The organism is Arthrobacter sp. StoSoilB19 (assembly GCF_019977275.1).
Taxonomy (GTDB): domain Bacteria; phylum Actinomycetota; class Actinomycetes; order Actinomycetales; family Micrococcaceae; genus Arthrobacter.
Genome location: NZ_AP024650.1, coordinates 2,494,268 through 2,510,884, shown reverse-complemented (window position 1 = coordinate 2,510,884; position 16,617 = coordinate 2,494,268). Strand labels below are relative to the sequence as shown.

16 protein-coding genes and 2 tRNA genes are annotated in these 16,617 nt (G+C 66.7%); 12 read left to right on the top strand and 6 right to left on the bottom strand.

Going from position 1 to position 16,617, the window contains the following annotated elements; translation table 11 throughout:
- Positions 1 to 188: 188 nt before the first annotated feature.
- The 3 genes from LDO86_RS11515 to ettA all read left to right on the top strand — a co-directional run bounded on the left by LDO86_RS11515 (position 189) and on the right by ettA (position 3,268).
- Positions 189 to 740 (top strand): single-stranded DNA-binding protein, encoded by a 552-nt coding sequence (locus tag LDO86_RS11515; RefSeq protein ID WP_018769491.1) that lies wholly within the window; start codon positions 189 to 191, stop codon positions 738 to 740.
- Between the two features lie 214 nt (positions 741 to 954).
- On the top strand, positions 955 to 1,524 hold the full coding sequence (locus tag LDO86_RS11510; protein ID WP_018769490.1) for a hypothetical protein: 570 nt from the start codon (positions 955 to 957) through the stop codon (positions 1,522 to 1,524).
- Positions 1,525 to 1,585: 61 nt separating this feature from the next.
- The gene (ettA, locus tag LDO86_RS11505; protein WP_018769489.1) at positions 1,586 to 3,268 is read left to right on the top strand and encodes an energy-dependent translational throttle protein EttA; all 1,683 of its coding nucleotides are present in this window, start codon (positions 1,586 to 1,588) and stop codon (positions 3,266 to 3,268) included.
- A 180-nt stretch (positions 3,269 to 3,448) separates the two neighbouring features.
- On the opposite strand, the gene LDO86_RS11500 is transcribed toward ettA, so the two are convergent.
- Complete coding sequence (locus LDO86_RS11500; RefSeq protein WP_018769488.1) at positions 3,449 to 4,369, bottom strand: acyl-CoA thioesterase II; 921 nt, start codon at positions 4,367 to 4,369, stop codon at positions 3,449 to 3,451.
- A 63-nt stretch (positions 4,370 to 4,432) separates the two neighbouring features.
- Here LDO86_RS11500 and LDO86_RS11495 point away from each other — a divergent pair, with 63 nt between their 5' ends.
- On the top strand, positions 4,433 to 5,092 hold the full coding sequence (locus tag LDO86_RS11495; RefSeq protein WP_018769487.1) for a hypothetical protein: 660 nt from the start codon (positions 4,433 to 4,435) through the stop codon (positions 5,090 to 5,092).
- Positions 5,093 to 5,135: 43 nt separating this feature from the next.
- Here LDO86_RS11495 and LDO86_RS11490 read toward each other — a convergent pair whose 3' ends face one another.
- Positions 5,136 to 5,549 (bottom strand): globin, encoded by a 414-nt coding sequence (locus LDO86_RS11490; RefSeq protein ID WP_134164761.1) that lies wholly within the window; start codon positions 5,547 to 5,549, stop codon positions 5,136 to 5,138.
- A gap of 82 nt (positions 5,550 to 5,631) precedes the next feature.
- Complete coding sequence (locus LDO86_RS11485; protein WP_018769485.1) at positions 5,632 to 6,315, bottom strand: mechanosensitive ion channel domain-containing protein; 684 nt, start codon at positions 6,313 to 6,315, stop codon at positions 5,632 to 5,634.
- A 67-nt stretch (positions 6,316 to 6,382) separates the two neighbouring features.
- Between LDO86_RS11485 and LDO86_RS11480 the strand changes: the two genes are divergently transcribed.
- Positions 6,383 to 7,381: an NAD-dependent epimerase/dehydratase family protein gene (locus LDO86_RS11480; protein WP_018769484.1), complete on the top strand. Its 999-nt coding sequence runs from the start codon at positions 6,383 to 6,385 to the stop codon at positions 7,379 to 7,381.
- Between the two features lie 17 nt (positions 7,382 to 7,398).
- On the opposite strand, the gene LDO86_RS11475 is transcribed toward LDO86_RS11480, so the two are convergent.
- Positions 7,399 to 7,872, bottom strand: coding sequence for an OsmC family protein (locus tag LDO86_RS11475; protein ID WP_018769483.1), 474 nt, complete (start codon positions 7,870 to 7,872; stop codon positions 7,399 to 7,401).
- The gene (pepN, locus tag LDO86_RS11470) at positions 7,869 to 10,442 is read right to left on the bottom strand and encodes an aminopeptidase N (protein ID WP_018769482.1); all 2,574 of its coding nucleotides are present in this window, start codon (positions 10,440 to 10,442) and stop codon (positions 7,869 to 7,871) included. The genes LDO86_RS11475 and pepN overlap by 4 nt, the downstream gene beginning before the upstream one ends.
- 175 nt (positions 10,443 to 10,617) lie before the next feature.
- Here pepN and LDO86_RS11465 point away from each other — a divergent pair, with 175 nt between their 5' ends.
- From LDO86_RS11465 to LDO86_RS11455, 3 genes are all read left to right on the top strand, one after another.
- A complete protein-coding gene (locus LDO86_RS11465; RefSeq protein ID WP_018769481.1) occupies positions 10,618 to 11,646 on the top strand; it encodes a hypothetical protein in 1,029 nt (342 codons plus the stop codon).
- Between the two features lie 69 nt (positions 11,647 to 11,715).
- Positions 11,716 to 12,210, top strand: coding sequence for a ribose-5-phosphate isomerase (locus LDO86_RS11460; protein WP_018769480.1), 495 nt, complete (start codon positions 11,716 to 11,718; stop codon positions 12,208 to 12,210).
- Positions 12,210 to 13,169: a DNA-formamidopyrimidine glycosylase family protein gene (locus tag LDO86_RS11455; RefSeq protein ID WP_018769479.1), complete on the top strand. Its 960-nt coding sequence runs from the start codon at positions 12,210 to 12,212 to the stop codon at positions 13,167 to 13,169. Before LDO86_RS11460 ends, LDO86_RS11455 begins: the two co-directional genes overlap by 1 nt.
- A 51-nt stretch (positions 13,170 to 13,220) precedes the next feature.
- Here the strand turns inward: LDO86_RS11455 and LDO86_RS11450 are convergent.
- A tRNA-Gly gene (locus LDO86_RS11450) sits at positions 13,221 to 13,294 on the bottom strand.
- Positions 13,295 to 13,425: 131 nt separating this feature from the next.
- Between LDO86_RS11450 and LDO86_RS11445 the strand changes: the two genes are divergently transcribed.
- The 4 genes from LDO86_RS11445 (at position 13,426) to LDO86_RS11430 (ending at position 16,527) form a co-directional block, all read left to right on the top strand.
- Positions 13,426 to 13,500: transfer RNA gene (locus tag LDO86_RS11445), tRNA-Pro, on the top strand.
- A gap of 79 nt (positions 13,501 to 13,579) precedes the next feature.
- Complete coding sequence (gene tig, locus LDO86_RS11440) at positions 13,580 to 14,974, top strand: trigger factor (RefSeq protein WP_018769478.1); 1,395 nt, start codon at positions 13,580 to 13,582, stop codon at positions 14,972 to 14,974.
- A gap of 233 nt (positions 14,975 to 15,207) precedes the next feature.
- Entirely contained in the window at positions 15,208 to 15,831 is a 624-nt protein-coding gene (locus tag LDO86_RS11435; protein ID WP_018769477.1) for an ATP-dependent Clp protease proteolytic subunit, read from the top strand.
- Between the two features lie 36 nt (positions 15,832 to 15,867).
- The gene (locus LDO86_RS11430; protein ID WP_018769476.1) at positions 15,868 to 16,527 is read left to right on the top strand and encodes an ATP-dependent Clp protease proteolytic subunit; all 660 of its coding nucleotides are present in this window, start codon (positions 15,868 to 15,870) and stop codon (positions 16,525 to 16,527) included.
- The last annotated feature ends 90 nt before the right edge of the window (positions 16,528 to 16,617 follow it).

Genomic DNA, 16,617 nt, shown 5'->3' with positions numbered 1-16,617 from the left:
GGCCGGCGCCTCAAAAAGTTTACATTGCCCGGCTGCCGGCGGTGTCATCCAGCCGCCACTCATCCTCCACACCGGCCTTTCCCCCGGACGTTGTCCACATAGGCAAACCCGTCCCTCCTGCCCGACGTGGTCCGGCGCGATGCTGGTCATGCCTGCTAAAGGCGCCACCATCCAGACAGGACGTAGACATGAGCGAAACCATCACCATCCGGGGCTTCGTGGCCACCGAGATAACCAGTTCCACCACGCCAGGGGGAGTGGCAACAGCTTCCTTCCGCATCGGTTCCACCACCCGCCGCTTCGACCGCGAATCCAGGACCTGGGGCGACGGGCACACCAACTGGTTCACCGTGCAGGGCTACCGCCAGCTGGCGGGAACCCTGGGGTGCAGCATCAGGAAGGGCCAGCCGGTCATCGTGGTGGGCAAACTGAAGATCCGCACGTGGGAAAAGGACGGGCGGGTGTACCACTCCGCCATCATTGACGCCGATGCCGTGGGGCACGACCTCTCCTTTGGGTCGGCAAACTTTATCCGCACCGCTTCCAGGCCGGCGCTCTCCCTCGTGGAGCAGCCGCCGGCCCCCGATGACGTCCCCGGGCTGGACCAGGACCCGGACGAGCCGGAGGACCGCGAAGATGAACACCCCGGGGATCCCGGCCACCCCGCCGTCGTCATTGAGGACAGCGACGGCGGTCTCGCCTCCCTTGACCTGGAAACGGGGGAACTCGCCGAAATCTAGGAACCACGTATCAGGTATCAGCGTTGCCCATCCAGTCCCGGGCGGACGGAATGGCGGCACCCCCCGGCCGCCCTCCGTCCGCCCGCCAACACCCGTCCGCCCGCCAACATCCCACATCCGCAGGCCCTTGACGGACACTGCGTCCCAGGGGAGCTCTGGTGCACTGCCCGTTTTCCGGGCCGGGCCGTCCCATCACCCATGGCAGAATGACACCATGCGTCCCATCCCCCGTAAACGGCAGTACAACCGCGCCGGCGCAGCCCTGGCATGTGCAGTGCTGGCCTGCCTCCTGTCCGGGTGCACCGCTGCTCCGTCCGGAACCGGACCTGCAGCCGGTGGCAGCGGCAACCAGCCCTCACCGGCGGCCCCGGCTGCCGGTCCCGGTGCGGACGGACAACCGGTCCAGGCCAAGGACTCCGCGACGCCGGGCAGTAATGCCGGCGGGGAACCGCTGGCCAACACGTCCGGCGGCGCGGTTTCGGCCGCAGCTGCCGCCGCCACCGAAACGGTGAAACGGACGGTTACGGATACCCTGACCAAACTGGCCACGGGAACGCCGAAACCTGCCACTGCCCAGGTCAGCGACGCCCTGACCGGGGCCGGCATCGCGCCGGCCGCGCTTCAGGTCTCGCAAAGCCGCACACCCACCGGGCTGGAGGCGGACGCCATCGAAGCCGCCGTGCTGCAGGGCAAGGACTGCGTCATCGGGCAGGTTCGCGAAGGTGCGGTGACCGTCACAGTCCTTCCGGTACTTGCCAGCGGCAAATGCTTCGTGGGCTCCTGATCCGGCTGAGCTGTCCGCCGCAAATGTGAGATCTGCCCGCCAACCCACTAGATTTGAGACCATGGCGGAATTTATCTACACAATGACCAAGGCCCGCAAGGCCGTTGGCGAAAAACTCATTCTTGATGACGTAAGCATGTCCTTCTTCCCGGGCGCCAAGATTGGTGTTGTGGGCCCAAACGGTGCCGGTAAGTCCACCATCCTCAAAATCATGGCCGGGCTGGACACGCCCTCCAACGGCGAGGCCAGGCTCAGCCCCGGCTACAGCGTGGGCATCCTGCTCCAGGAACCGCCGCTTAACGAAGAAAAGACTGTCCTGGGCAACGTCCAGGAAGGCGTTGGCGAGATCTACGGCAAGATCCAGCGCTTCAACGAAATCTCCGAGGAAATGGCCAGCCCCGATGCTGACTATGACACCCTCCTCGAAGAGATGGGCAAGCTGCAGGAGGCCATCGACGCCGCCGACGCCTGGGACCTCGATTCCCAGCTGGAACAGGCCATGGACGCCCTCCGGTGCCCGCCGGCCGATGCCGATGTCACCAACCTTTCCGGCGGTGAGCGGCGCCGCGTGGCACTCTGCAAGCTCCTCCTGCAGAAGCCCGACCTGCTGCTCCTCGACGAACCCACCAACCACCTGGACGCCGAAAGCGTGCTTTGGCTCGAGCAGCACCTCTCCAGCTACCCCGGCGCCGTCCTCGCCGTCACCCACGACCGGTACTTCCTGGACCACGTGGCGGAATGGATCGCGGAAGTGGACCGCGGCCACCTCTACCCGTACGAAGGCAACTACTCCACCTACCTGGAGAAGAAGCGCGCCCGCCTCGAGATCCAGGGCAAGAAGGACGCCAAGCAGGCCAAGCGCCTCTCCGAGGAACTCGAGTGGGTCCGGTCCAACGCCAAGGGCCGCCAGACCAAGTCCAAAGCCCGCCTGGCCCGTTACGAGGAAATGGCCGCCGAGGCCGACCGCACCCGCAAGCTTGACTTCGAGGAAATCCAGATCCCGCCGGGACCCCGCCTGGGTGGCCTGGTCCTGGAGGCCAGGAACCTCCAGAAGGGCTTCGATGAGCGTGTCCTGATCGATGGGCTGTCCTTCACCCTGCCCCGCAACGGCATCGTGGGGGTCATCGGCCCCAACGGTGTGGGCAAGTCCACCCTCTTCAAGACCATCGTCGGCCTGGAACCGCTGGACGGCGGCGAGCTCAAGATCGGTGACTCGGTCAAGATTTCCTACGCTGACCAGAGCCGCGGCGGCATCGACCCCAACAAGACCCTGTGGGAGGTTGTCTCCGACGGACTCGACTTCATCCAGGTGGGCAATGTTGAGATGCCGTCCCGTGCCTATGTGGCCGCTTTCGGTTTCAAGGGCCCGGACCAGCAGAAGAAGGCAGGTGTCCTGTCAGGTGGTGAGCGAAACCGCCTGAACCTGGCACTGACCCTGAAGCAGGGCGGAAACCTGCTGCTCCTCGACGAGCCCACCAACGACCTCGATGTCGAAACCCTCAGCAGCCTGGAAAACGCGTTGCTCGAGTTCCCCGGCTGCGCCGTGGTGGTCTCGCACGACCGCTGGTTCCTGGACCGCGTGGCCACGCACATCCTTGCCTACGAAGGTGACGACGAGAACCCCTCCAAGTGGTACTGGTTCGAGGGCAACTTCGAATCCTACGAGGAGAACAAGGTCCAGCGGCTGGGCCCCGACGCGGCCAAGCCGCACCGCGTCACCCACCGGCGCCTGACCCGCGACTGACCTGCCGGGCCCAAGGGCTCGTCAACAGGACGCCTGCGGGCCCGTTTGCAGGAAAAGGGAAGGCCGGCAACCCGGGCTGTGAATTGCTCCCGGATGCCGGCCTTTCCCATGCCCGGCGCACCAGCGCCGGATCGCAGGGGCATGCTGATCCTACGTGTGTGGATCCTACGTGTGTGGATCCTACGTGTGCGACGCCTCGGCGGGAACGCGCACCATGCCCTCCTGCGCCACGGAAGCCACGTGCTGGCCGTCCCGGTTGAAGATTTTGCCGGTGGCCAGGCCGCGTGCGCCCTGCGCGCTGGGGGACTCCTGGACGTAGAGCAGCCATTCATCCACGCGCGCCGGGCGGTGCCACCACATCGCGTGGTCAAGGCTGGCAACATTCATGCCCGGGGTGATCCAGCTGAGGCCGTGCCGCCGAAGGATGGATTCGAGCAGGGTGTAGTCGCTGGCGTAGGCCAGGGCGGCGCGGTGCAGGTTGGAGTTGTCGGGCATCGGCCCGAACGTCTTCATCCAGACCACGTTGCGGGCCTCCCGCGGGCCGGTCGCGGTAACGTACAGCGGCGGATCGACGTGCCGGATGTCGAAAGGCCGCTCATACGCCCAGTGCCGGGCCACAGGATGGTCGAACTTGCCCAGCAGGTCCGCCGTGCTGGGCAGCGATTCTGGGTCCGGGATGCCCGCCGGCATCGCCGACGCGTGCTCGATCCCTTCGTCCTCACCCTGGAAAGAGGCAATCATGGACAGGATGGGAACACCGTCCTGGTAGGCGTGGACGCGCCGGGCGGAAAACGACCGGCCGTCACGCAGCCGCTGCACACCAAAGGTAATGGGCTTGTTGGCGTCACCGGGCCGCAGGAAGTAGCCGTGCATGGAATGCACAAACCGTTCAGGATCCACCGTTCGAATGGACGCCACGAGTGACTGCGCCAGCACCTGTCCGCCGAACACCCTGTGGTGTGGCTGCCGCTGTGAGGGCCCCAGGAAGATGTCCTCGTCCGTCCGGGCGCCCTCAAGTTCACCGAGGTCCAGCAGTTCGATCAGTGATGAGGTGGGGTCTCCGCTTGGCGGGGCCAGGAGTCCGGCTTCGGCTTCAGTCATGGTCCGACTCTAGACGGCGCCCGGGGAGCCACTCAACCGGAGCGCAGCCGGTAGTGTTTAGGTGTGTCTGAACTTCTCACCTCGTCCTTCCGTTTCGCCGATCCCCGGGATCTCGCCGACCTGAAGACGTTTGCCACCAGGGCCAAAGCCATCGATGACGGCGCCATCCGGCTGCAGGCAGCCGGTTCCGTCCTGGCCGCGTACGTGTGCGTCCTGCGGCCCAGGCTCCTGGGCGAAGCCACCCCCACCATCCTGGGCCTGCGGACCATGGCGCTCGCCGAACCGTCCGGAACAGATGTCACTGTTGCCCTGTCTGCCGTCCTGGACCGGCTGGCACGCGCAGGGGAGGACGACGTCGAATTGCCGGTTCCGCCCAGCACCGTCACCGAATCCTGGACAGGAGTGGGCGCCCCAAGGGGCGGATGGGAGCTGCTGGGCGCTGTCAGCGACGCCGGCCTGAAGGCGGCGGCCGAAGCAGGCATGGCGGAGGTGGCGGGCATCGTGCCGGACAAACCGGGTGCCCTGATTGTCAACAACGCCCGGGCGGCTGTCTGGGGACGGGAACTGGACGCGTCAGGCCTGCCCGCCGGAGCGGCCTTCGCAGCGTTCGCCCTGGGCTTCCTCGCCGACGGCGACCAGAAGCTCTACCGCGCCGGCCGCTGGTTCCGGCTGACCGGTCCGCGCGGCCATGTGCTGGCGCGGACCGGCAGCGGCCTGCTGTAGCTGAAGGCGGCCCGGGCCCCTTCCAGGTTCCGGTCGGCAGGCGTCAGGCCTCGGAAGCGCTGTTCACCATGGACAGCGCCGCCCGCTCCATGTACTCCCACAGCGTGCCTTCGTAGAGCGGCGGCAGTTCCAGGGCGTCTACGGCGGTGCGCATGTGGAACAACCACCGGTCCTTCGCCTCGTGGGTCACCTTGAACGGCATGTGCCGCATGCGCAGGCGCGGGTGGCCGCGCTCCTCGCCATACGTTGTGGGCCCGCCCCAGTACTGCTCAAGGAACATCAGGAACCGGCGTTTTGCCGGGGCAAGGTCCTCCTCGGGGTACATGGGCCGCAGCAGCGGATCGGTGGCAACGCCGTCGTAAAAGACATCGATGAGCTTAACGAAGGTCTCGTGGCCGCCCACCGCATCGTAAAAGCTGTCTGTGTAGGCCGGCTTGCTGAAGGGATCGTTCTGCATCAACTGGGGCCGCTGCTGCCGGTCCGGTCCTGCTTTGGCAGGTTGGGGCTCAACAGGGCGCGGTTCAATCGGAAGCGACATGCTATTCCCCGGCTTTCTGGTCAGTCTTCTTCGTCTCAACATGGGCCGACCCCTGGTCGGTGGTCCCGTCGTCGGACTCGTGCAGCGGAACGTACCGTCCCTGCGAGCGGTTGCCCACGCGGAGGATCTCACCGTTGCGCAGGTACCAAATGGCGCCGTCGTCGGAGCGGACGCGGGTGATCCGCAGACCCATGGACTCCACTACGCCCACCACTTCGCTGGTTTCGATGACGTCACCGATTCCGTACTGGTCTTCAATGGTAATGAAAATCCCGGCCAGGAAGTCGCGGATCAGCTGCTGGGCGCCGAAGCCGATGGCCACACCCAGGATACCCACGCTGGTGAGCAGCGGGGCGATGTTGATGTCCAGGTTCTGCAGGACGTACATGCCGGTGATGACCACCACCAGCACGCCCACAATGCTGTTCAGCAGCGAGCCGATGGTTTCCGCGCGCTGCACGCGCCGTTCGTGGTCCAGGGCCCGGAAGGCCGGGGCCGCCCACCTAAACGTGGGCTTCTTGAAAAAGTTGCTTCCCGCCGCCACCCGTTTGGTGATGCGCGAAATGACGAACGTGGCCACGAGCCAGACGGCGACGCCGATGCCCAGGCTGATGACGATGCCCGGGACGCTCACGCCATCGGGCTGTGTTGTGGCGTTGGGAAGGATGGACAACATGCTGACCATGGGTGGAAGTAGCTCCTTGGGATATTGCTTGGTTCTCTTTCAACACTAGCCCCCGTAGCGTGGGGCCATGCGCATTCTCATCCTCGGCGGAACCGCCTTCCTCTCCAGGGAAATCGCCGGGCAGGCGGTTGCCGCGGGGCATGACGTGACGTGCCTGGCGCGGGGAATATCGGGTGAGCCGCCGCCGGGCGCCCACTGGGTCAGGGCGGACCGCGCGACGGGACCGGCTGCATATTCGGGCCTGGTGGGCGACTGGGATGCCGTGATCGAGGTGGCCCGGGACCCCGGGCCCGCCCGGCAGGCTCTCGCCGGCCTTGCCGGCAGGGCCGGGCACTGGACCTTTGTTTCCAGCTGCTCGGCCTACGCCGGCCATTCCGTCCCGGGAGCGGCGGAAGACGCGGCGCTGCTGCCGGCGCTGCCGCCGGGGGTGCAGTCCACGCCGGAAACCTACGGCGAGTCAAAGGTGGCCATCGAAGAAGCGACCCTGGAGGCCGCTGCCGGCAAGGCCCACCTGTGCCGGGCAGGCCTGCTCAGCGGCCCCGGCGACCCCACCGACCGCTACGGCTATTGGCCCGCCCGCATTGCCAGGAACTCCGGACCTGTGCTGGTTCCGGACATCGGGGAGAACCCCACGCAGGTCATGGATGTCCGGGACCTTGCGGCCTGGATCCTGCTCGCCGCGGGGAAGGGGATCAGCGGAACCTTGAACGCCCTTGGTGACCAGGTGCCGTTTGCGGAACTCATCAGCGCCTGCCACGAAGCGTCCGCCTCCAGCAGCACCACGATTACCGCCGGCGGGGAGTGGCTGGTGGACCAGGGCGTGAACTACTGGTCCGGGCCGGACTCCCTTCCGCTCTGGCTTCCGCCCGGCCACGACGGCTTCATGGCCCGCAGCAACCAGGCTGCCAGGGCCGCGGGAATGGTCCTGCGGCCCTGGCAGGAAACGCTGGCCGCCACGTTGGCCGATGAACGCCTCCGCGGACTGGACCGGCAGCGGAAAGCAGGCCTCTCACCGGCAACGGAACAGCGCCTGGTGGCGATGCTCCAGGGCGAAAGCCGGGCCTGACGCGGATCCGGCAGGGCCTAACCCGCCACCGTCACCGGCTGGTGCTCCACCGGAAAATTCACGCTGCGGGCAATGAAGCAGAGCCGGTTCGCCTCTTGGTGGAGGCCGGCCGCCAGTTCGGCCTGTCCGGCGTCGGCCACCGTCACGCGCGGGTGCAGGACCACCCGCTCGAACTGCCCGCTGCCGTCCCTGTTGAGCCGCATCAGCCCGGTGGCCTCGTCCCGGTAGTCCGTGACCACCACCCCGTTCTTCACCGCCACGTGCAGGTAGGACAGCATGTGGCACTGCGCCAGCGCGGCCAGCAGGAGCTGCTCGGGGTTGTAGCGCCCGCGGTCCCCATGGAACGTCGGATCCGCCGAGCCTTTGAGGACCGGCAGGCCGGGGATGAGCACGTCGTGGTCCCGTGAGTAGCCCCGGTAGGACGAGGTGCCGTCCCCCCGGTTGCCGGTCCACTGGACTGCCAGTGAATACCGGTGTTCATCAAGACTCACTGGGGACTGCCGTCCGGAAGCACGTCGGCGGCGCGGGCACGCAGGGCGCGGGAAACGCCGTCGCGGTTCTCCAGCATCATCCGCCGCAGCGCGGCGCTTTCCGCCGGCAGCGACGCCAGGAATGCGTCCGTCCGGTCAATGGTGGCCTGCGTGGTCAGCAGCGCCGGGTAGAGGCCGACGACGATCTGCTGGGCGAGTGCGTGGGTCCGGGTGGCCACGATGCCCGGCACAGCCGCGAAGTACTTTTCGGCGTACGGTTCCAGCAGCGAACGGTCCAGCACGCGCATGAAGCCCGTTACGGCCGATCCCTGCAGCGCATTGGACAGCTCCCCCTTGACCACGATCGATTCCCAGGCCGCGGCCTTCGCCTCCGGGGTGGGGATGGCGGCCTTGGCCAGGGCCGCAGCATTCTGTCCGCTGGAGGTGTTGTCCCGCTCCAGCTCGGCGTCGATGCCTTCCTGTCCCATCCGGCCTCCGGCCACCAGGGACTCCACGAGCTCCCAGCGCAGGTCCTGGTCCACCGCCAGCCCGTCCAGGACAACCGACCCGTCCAGGAGGCCGGCCACCCGGTCCAGCTGGGACGCACTGCGGGCCAGGAGGGCAAAGGACTTGATGAACTGCAGCTGCGCATCGGAGCCGCCCGGGACGTCCGAGGCCAGGTCCCACAGCCGGTCCACCGCCGCAACCGCTGTGGCTTCGCGGTGTTCCTCGGCCACATAGAAATTGAGGGTGGTGGCCAGCTGGCGGAGCTGGACCAGGATCACGGAGGAGTCCGTTTCCGCCGCGACGTTGGACAGGATCAGCTCCACGTACTTCCGGGCCGGCGTTTCGCCGTCACGGGCAGCGTCCCATGCAGAATTCCAGACCAGGGTCCGGGGCAGGCTGCCGCCAAAATCCTTGAGGTGGGCGGTGGCGGTGGCCAGCGACTTGGGATCCAGCCGTACCTTGGCATACGCCAGGTCGTCGTCATTGATAAGGATCAGGTCCGGCTGGTCCATGCCGGCCACTCCCGGCACCTCTGTGCGGTCACCGTCCACATCCAGCTCTTCGCGGTGCACCCGCTCGAGCTTTCCGGCGCTGTCCAGGTTGTAGAAGCCCACGGCCAGGCGGTGCGGGCGGATAGTGGGCCATTCCGGGACCGCGGACTGCAGGATGGCGAAGGAACGCAGCTTCCCGTCCGCATCCACGTCCAGCTCCGGGCTCAGTGTGTTGACGCCTGCGGTCTCCAGCCACTGCCGGCCCCAGTCATCCAGGTCGCGGCCGCTGGCCTTTTCGAGCTCCACCAGCAGGTCGCGGAGTTCAGTGTTCTGCCAGGAGTGCTTGGCGAAATACTCCCGGACACCGGCCATGAACTGGTCGGGGCCAACCCAGGCCACCAGCTGCCGCAGCACCGAGGCGCCCTTGGCATAGGTGATGCCGTCGAAGTTGACCTCCACGTCCTGGAGGTCGTTGATCTCGGCGAAGATCGGGTGCGTGGTGGGCAGCTGGTCCTGGCGGTAGGCCCACGACTTCTCCACGGAAGCGAACGTTGTCCAGGCGCTGGTGAAGGACGTGGCCTCCACCGCCGCCAGGTGCGACATGTACTCCGCGAAGGACTCGTTGAGCCACAGGTCGTTCCACCAGCGCATGGTCACCAGGTCACCGAACCACATGTGGGCGAGTTCATGGAGGACCGTGATGGCGCGCCGCTCGATCTGGGCCCCGGTGACCTTGCTGCGGAAGACGTAGCCTTCCAGGATGGTCACGGCACCGGCATTCTCCATGGCACCGGCGTTGAACTCCGGAACGAACAGCTGGTCGTATTTCTCGAACGGGTACGGGCAGCCGAACTGCGCCTCAAAGAACCCGAAGCCCTGCCGCGTCAGTTCGAAGATGTTGTCCGCATCCAGGTACTGCATCAGCGACTTCCGGGCGAAGACACCAAGGGGGATGATGCGGCCGTCCGAGCTGGTGACCTCGCTGCGGACGGACTGGTAAGGGCCCGCGATCAGGGCCGTGACGTAGGAGGACAGGCGCGGCGTGGGCGCGAACGCCCATACCGACCTGGCCGTGCCGTCTTCCGCGGGAGGCGCCTCCACGGGGTGGGGGGTGGGGGAGTTGGAGACAACGTCCCAGTGGGACGGCGCCGTGACAGTGAAGGCGAAGGTTGCCTTCAGGTCCGGCTGTTCGAAGACGGCGAACATCCTGCGCGAGTCCGGAACCTCGAACTGCGTGTACAGGTAGACCTCGCTGTCCACCGGGTCCACGAACCGGTGCAGGCCCTCACCCGTGTTCATGTACGGCAGGTCGGCCACGACGGTCAGTTCGTTGTGCTCCTGCAGGTCCGGCAGCTGGATCCGGACGCCGTCGGACACGGTGGCGGGGTCAAGGCTGCGGCCGTTCAGGGTCACGCTGTGCACGGTGCGGGTGACCGCATCAATGAAGCTGGACGATCCCGGCGACGCCGTGAACTTCACGGTGGTGGTGCTGCCAAAGACCTCTCCGCCGCGCGTCAGGTCCAGGCTGACATCGTAGGACTCGACGGTGATCAGTTCGGCGCGCTCACGGGCTTCGGCGCGCGTCAGGTTCATGCCTGGCAAAGGAGGTCCTCCAGAGAAGTTTTCGGCTGCCGGCCGGTGGTCCCGGGTCCGGCACTGTGTTGCATTCTTCCATCCTTGGGATCCTTGGCAAGTTGCGCAGCTCACAGCGGCCGGCCGTTGCCGCCTGGGCGGTTGGCCGGGCGGCCGCAGGGGTAGCGTTAATTGCATGGGAAAGCTGCTGGATTCGGTGGATACCAAGGCACTCAGGTTCGCCGTGGGGTTCCCGGTCGTCCTGGCCGCTGCCTTCGCCTACTGCGCGTCGCTGCTGCGCCCGGACCTTCCGGAGCCGGTCGCCGTCCGGTGGACGGACGACGGCGGTGCCGCCTTTGCGCCTTTCGGCGCCTACGTGGGCGTGGGCGCGGCGATCATCGTCATCGCTGGATGGCTGGTCCTGCTGCAGGCGGTGCCCCTCAGCAGGCCGGTGATGATGCGCAGGATCATGATGGGGGCCGGGCTGTTCCTCAGCCTCTTCATCACCTCCGCCCTGGCCGCGGGGCTCATCGGCCAAACCGGGCTGGCCGACGCCCGGCAGTCGCGGGTGGACATGACCGTCCTTGCCCTCGGCAGCGGTGCGGCAGTGTCGCTCGGCGTCGCCATGGCCATGGTGTACAAAGCCGACCGGCAATGGTCGCCCGATGACGACCGTGCGCTGCAGGCCGCCATCACCAGGGAACTGGACCCCGACCTTGCCCTGGACACCGTCCGGCTCTGGGTCCACGCCAGGAGTTCGGTCTTTGTCATGATCGCCATCGCCTCCCTGTTCCCGGCAGCCCTTATCGCCGTGGTGGTGCCGTGGCTGGGCATCCTGCTCGTTGTCCTGGCCCTCGTGGGCGCCGCGTTCCTCTTTGCCCGCATCCGGGCGGACCGGCGCGGGCTGAAGGTCCTGCTGGCCGGGGTGGTGCCGGTCATGAATGTGCCGGCCGGCGCCATCTCCGATGCCAGCGCCGAGGACGTCAAAGCCGCCGACTATGGCGGGTGGGGCTACCGGCACCACGGCGGAACCGCGGCCATGCTGGTCAGCAGCGGGCCCGCCGTCGTCGTGAGCAAGACTGACGGCCAGCGCCTGGCCGTCAGCGGCGGAAGCCAGGCCTCCGCGGCGCGGCTGGCCGAAGTCCTCACGCGCGTGGCCGCGAGGGCCCGGCGCGGCGGAGGGCCGCCGGCCGGGGGCCAGCACCCGGAGGGCGGGCAGTCCTAGTATCCTTATCGGTGTCATTCCGGCCTCCACCGGCGACCCGCCAGCCCCACAACCGAACGGACTTTGCACGTGACCACTTCCCCTGCCTACCCGCGGGTCCACATCGCCACCGACCACGCAGGCATGGAGCTCAGCGCCCACCTGGTGTCCCACCTGACCGGCAAGGGATACGAGGTGGTGGACCACGGGCCCCAGGTCTACGACGCCCAGGACGACTACCCGTCCTTCTGCATCAACGCTGCCCTTGCCGTCGTTGCCGACCAGCAGGCAGGCGTCCACGCCCTTGGCATCGTGCTGGGCGGCTCCGGCAACGGCGAGCAGATCGCCGCCAACAAGGTCAAGGGCATCCGCGCGGCCCTCGCATGGAACCTCTCCACCGCCACCCTGGCCCGCGAGCACAACAACGCCAACGTGGTTGCCCTGGGTGGGCGGCAGCACACGTTCGAAGAAGCCACCGCGCTGGTCGAGGCGTTCCTGTCCGAGCCGTTCAGCAATGACGAGCGCCACGTCCGCAGGATCGAAAAAATCGCGGTCTACGAGGCAACAGGCGAGGTCATCGAGTAGTGCCCGAGGGCCATTCCGTCCGCAGGCTCGCCCGGCAGTTCGGCGATGTCTTCGCCGGTGAGGCACTGGCTGTTTCCAGTCCCCAGGGCAGGTTCAGCGGGGGTGCGGCGCTGCTGGACGGGCATACCCTGCTTGCCGCCGAGGCGCACGGCAAACACCTGTTCCTGCACTTCGACAACGCCCTGGTCCTGCACGTCCACCTTGGACTGTACGGGGCCTGGAGCTTCGGCGGGGACCGCACCTTCGCCGGCGCCTCCAGCATTGGTGCCCCCCGGCGCGTCGGGGAGCGGGAGGCCTTCGGTGACGGGGACGACGACGGCGGCGCGCCTTACGCCGGTCCGCCGGCGCCCGTCGGGGCCGTGCGGGTGCGGCTCGCCGGGAGCCATGGCTGGGCGGACCTTCGGGGTGCCACCACCTGCGAAACCATCACCGAGGCGGAAGTCCGCGCCGTGCTGGCACGGCTGGGACCTGACCCACTGCGGAACCTCCGCGGCGATGCCGGGCGCTTTGCTGCCAACGTCCAGGCGCGGAAGACGCCCCTGGCTGCCCTGCTCATGGACCAGAAGGTGATTGCCGGCGTCGGGAACGTCTACCGGGCGGAAGTCCTGTTCCGCCGCCGCCTGGACCCCTGGCTGCCCGGCACTGCCCTGCCGGACAACGATGCCCGCAAGCTGTGGCGCGACATCGTGGCCGTCATGGGCGACGGCGTGACGGACGGGCGGATCATCACCACGCCGCCGAAGTACTGGGCGCTTGACGGCACCACCGCCGCCAAAGCCGCCGCGGCCGGCGCGCCGGTGCCACCCAGGAGCGCCCACTTTCCCGGCCGCGACGATGCCCACTTCGTCTACAAGCGGCACGGCCTGCCCTGCCGCGTCTGCCGCACCATCGTGCTCATCGCCGACCTGGCCGGGCGGAACCTCTACTGGTGCCCTTACTGCCAGCAACCGGGGGAGTAGGAAGGCGAAACACGAAGAAGGCCCCTCCGGAGAGGGGCCTTCTTCGTGTTGTGGAGGGGACGACGGGAATCGAACCCGCGTAATCAGTTTGGAAGACTGAGGCTTTACCATTAAGCTACGTCCCCGAAGGAAGATCCGTTTTTCGCGGAAACTCCGGGCTGGCTGTTCAAGCCGGATACAACTAAACCTAATCCATCGCCTACGTGTCAAATGTGCAATCGCGACGCGTATCACCGTAGACTTGCCTGTGCACTTACGGGGTGTAGCTCAGCTTGGCTAGAGCGCCTGCTTTGGGAGCAGGAAGTCGCAGGTTCAAATCCTGTCACCCCGACTCTGCGGCCAGGACCGTCAGGCCTGGACATCCATTGCGTTTGCAGAAACCCATCCCACAACCCAGGAGTACTTAGACCGTGAAGAGCGCTGTCGAGAACCTCACCCCCACGCGGGTCAAGCTCAATGTTGAGGTCCCCTTTGAGGAACTGAAGCCCAGCATCGACTCGGCCTACAAGACCGTTGCGTCCCAGATCCAGGTTCCCGGGTTCCGCAAGGGCAAGGTTCCTGCCAAGCTCATCGACCAGCGCGTCGGCCGCGGCTACGTCCTGGAGACGGCCATCAACGACGGCCTCAACGGCTGGTACCAGGCTGCCGTGCAGGAGTCCGGCATCCGCCCCCTGAGCCGTCCCGAGGTGGAAATCACCGAGGTGCCCGATCCCTCATCGACCGACGGCGGCCTGAAGTTCGCCGCTGAGGTTGACGTCCGCCCCGAGATCGACCTCCCGGACTACTCCGGCATCGAGGTCCAGGTTGCGGCTGCGGAATCCTCCGAAGCTGATGTGGACAAGGCGCTGGACGAACTGCGCGGCCGCTTCGGCACCCTGAAGTCCGTGGACCGCCCGGCTGCCGACGGTGACTTCCTCACCATCGACATCACCGCCACGATCGACGGCGAGGAAGTCGACTCCGCCGCCGGCCTGTCCTACCAGGTGGGCGCCGGCACCATGCTTGAGGGCATGGACGAGGCCGTGACCGGCCTCAGCGCTGACGAGGACGCCATCTTCGACACCACCCTGGTGGGCGGCGACCACGCCGGCGAAGCCGCCCAGGTCAAGGTTGTGGTGAAGGCCGTCAAGGAACGCGAACTGCCGGAAGCGAACGACGACTTCGCCCAGCTCGCCTCCGAATTCGACACCCTTGCCGAACTCCGCGAAGACCTGGCCAAGCAGGCTGCCGACTCCAAGATCGTTGAGCAGGGCGTCGAAGCCCGCGACAAGGTCCTGGACAAGCTCGTCGAAATGGTCGAGGTTCCTGTTCCTGACTCGGTGGTCGAGGAGCAGCTCGAAGCCCACTTCCAGGAGGGCAACGGCCACGGCGAAGGCGAGCACGACACCGAGGAGCACCGCGAAGAGGTCCGCGCCAACACGGCCCGCGCCTTCCAGAACGAGATCATCCTTGACGCCATCGCGGAAAAGGAAGAAGTCAACGTCAGCCAGAACGAGCTGATCGACTACATCGTCACCACCGCCAGCCAGTACGGCATGGATCCCAACCAGTTCGCCCAGATCATCGACCAGAGCGGCCAGGTCCCCATGATGGTCTCCGAGGTCCGCCGCCGCAAAGCACTGGCTGTCGTCCTTGGCCAGGCCACCGTGACCGACACCGAGGGCAACACCGTTGACCTCAGCGACTTCGTCCGCCCCGGCGGCGAGGAAGCCCCCGCTGCAGAGGCAGCCGGCGCTGACGCAACCGAAGCCGCCGAGGCGGAGGTTGTCGACGCCGAGGACGCCACGGCAGACGCCAAGGCCTAGTCCTTAACAACCCGCAGCAACGGCCCCTGGATCCTTCCGATCCGGGGGCCGTTCGCGTTGGACCCGAAACCCCGCAGCGCCGGTTCGGCGATCGTGCGCCGTCAGCGAACAGCCGTCAGTGCGCGAACAAAACGCCGGGGAAACCGGTTAGTGTCCAAGTAGTGATTTTCAGTGATGTCACCGTCACCAGTGAGAGGTAAGTAAACATGTCACAGCACTCAGAGGCCCCCCGGATGGCGACCGTCGATCCTGCAGCCCAGGACAACTACATTTACAACCGCCTTCTCAAGGAGCGGATCATCTGGCTGGGCTCGGAGGTGCGTGATGACAACGCCAACGCGATCTGCTCGCAGCTGCTCCTGCTCTCGGCCGAGAACCCGGAAAAGGACATCTACCTCTACATCAACTCGCCCGGCGGCTCCGTCACCGCAGGCATGGCCATCTACGACACCATGCAGTTCATCCCCAATGACGTCGTGACCGTCGCCACCGGCCTGGCCGCGTCCATGGGACAGTTCCTGCTCTCCTCGGGCACCAAGGGCAAGCGGTACGCCACGCCCAACGCCCGCGTCCTGATGCACCAGCCCTCCGGCGGCATCGGCGGCACGGCCTCGGACATCAAGATCCAGGCCGAGCTCATCCTGCACATGAAGAAGGTCATGGCGGAACTGACGGCCGAGCAGACCGGCCAGACCGTTGAGACCATCCTCAAGGACAACGACCGTGACAAGTGGTTCACGGCTAAAGAGGCCCTCGAGTACGGTTTCTTCGACAAGATCGCCGCGCACGCCGGTTCGGTATCCGGCGGCGGCGGAACGTCCAACGGGGCCTCCGGCGAATCAGCCTCCCAGAACTAACCGGCAACCAGAACACTTCGATCAGGAGCAAAAACAATGAACTACAACTTCGGGTGGTCCGCCGGCAATCTTCCGTCCAGCCGCTACGTCCTGCCGCAGTTCGAGGAGCGCACGCCCTACGGCTTCAAGCGCCAGGACCCCTACACCAAGCTGTTCGAGGACCGCATCATCTTCCTCGGCGTGCAGGTTGACGACGCCTCCGCCGACGACATCATGGCCCAGCTGCTGGTCCTTGAGTCCACCGACCCGGACCGCGACATCACCCTCTACATCAACTCCCCGGGCGGTTCGTTCACGGCCATGACGGCCATCTACGACACCATGCAGTACATCCGTCCCGAGATCCAGACGGTCTGCCTGGGCCAGGCCGCCAGCGCGGCTGCTGTCCTGTTGGCTGCCGGTACCCCCGGCAAGCGGCTGGCACTGCCCAACGCCCGCGTCCTGATCCACCAGCCGGCCCTGTCCGGCGGCCAGGGCGGCCAGGCTTCCGACCTGGAGATCCAGGCGGCCGAGGTCATGCGCATGCGCTCCTGGCTCGAAGACACGCTGGCCCACCACTCCGGCCGCACGTCGGAGCAGGTCAACAACGACATCGAGCGCGACAAGATCCTCACCGCCGAAGAGGCGCAGGCATACGGCCTGATCGACCAGGTGCTTGACTCACGCAAGATCAAGCCCCAGGCAATCACGAGGTAGCAGTACGGAAAGCCGGTGCGGCCCAGCTTCATTTGGCCGCACCGGCCTTTTCTTTCCACCCTTGGGGGCGAATGTGACCTAGAGTGGATG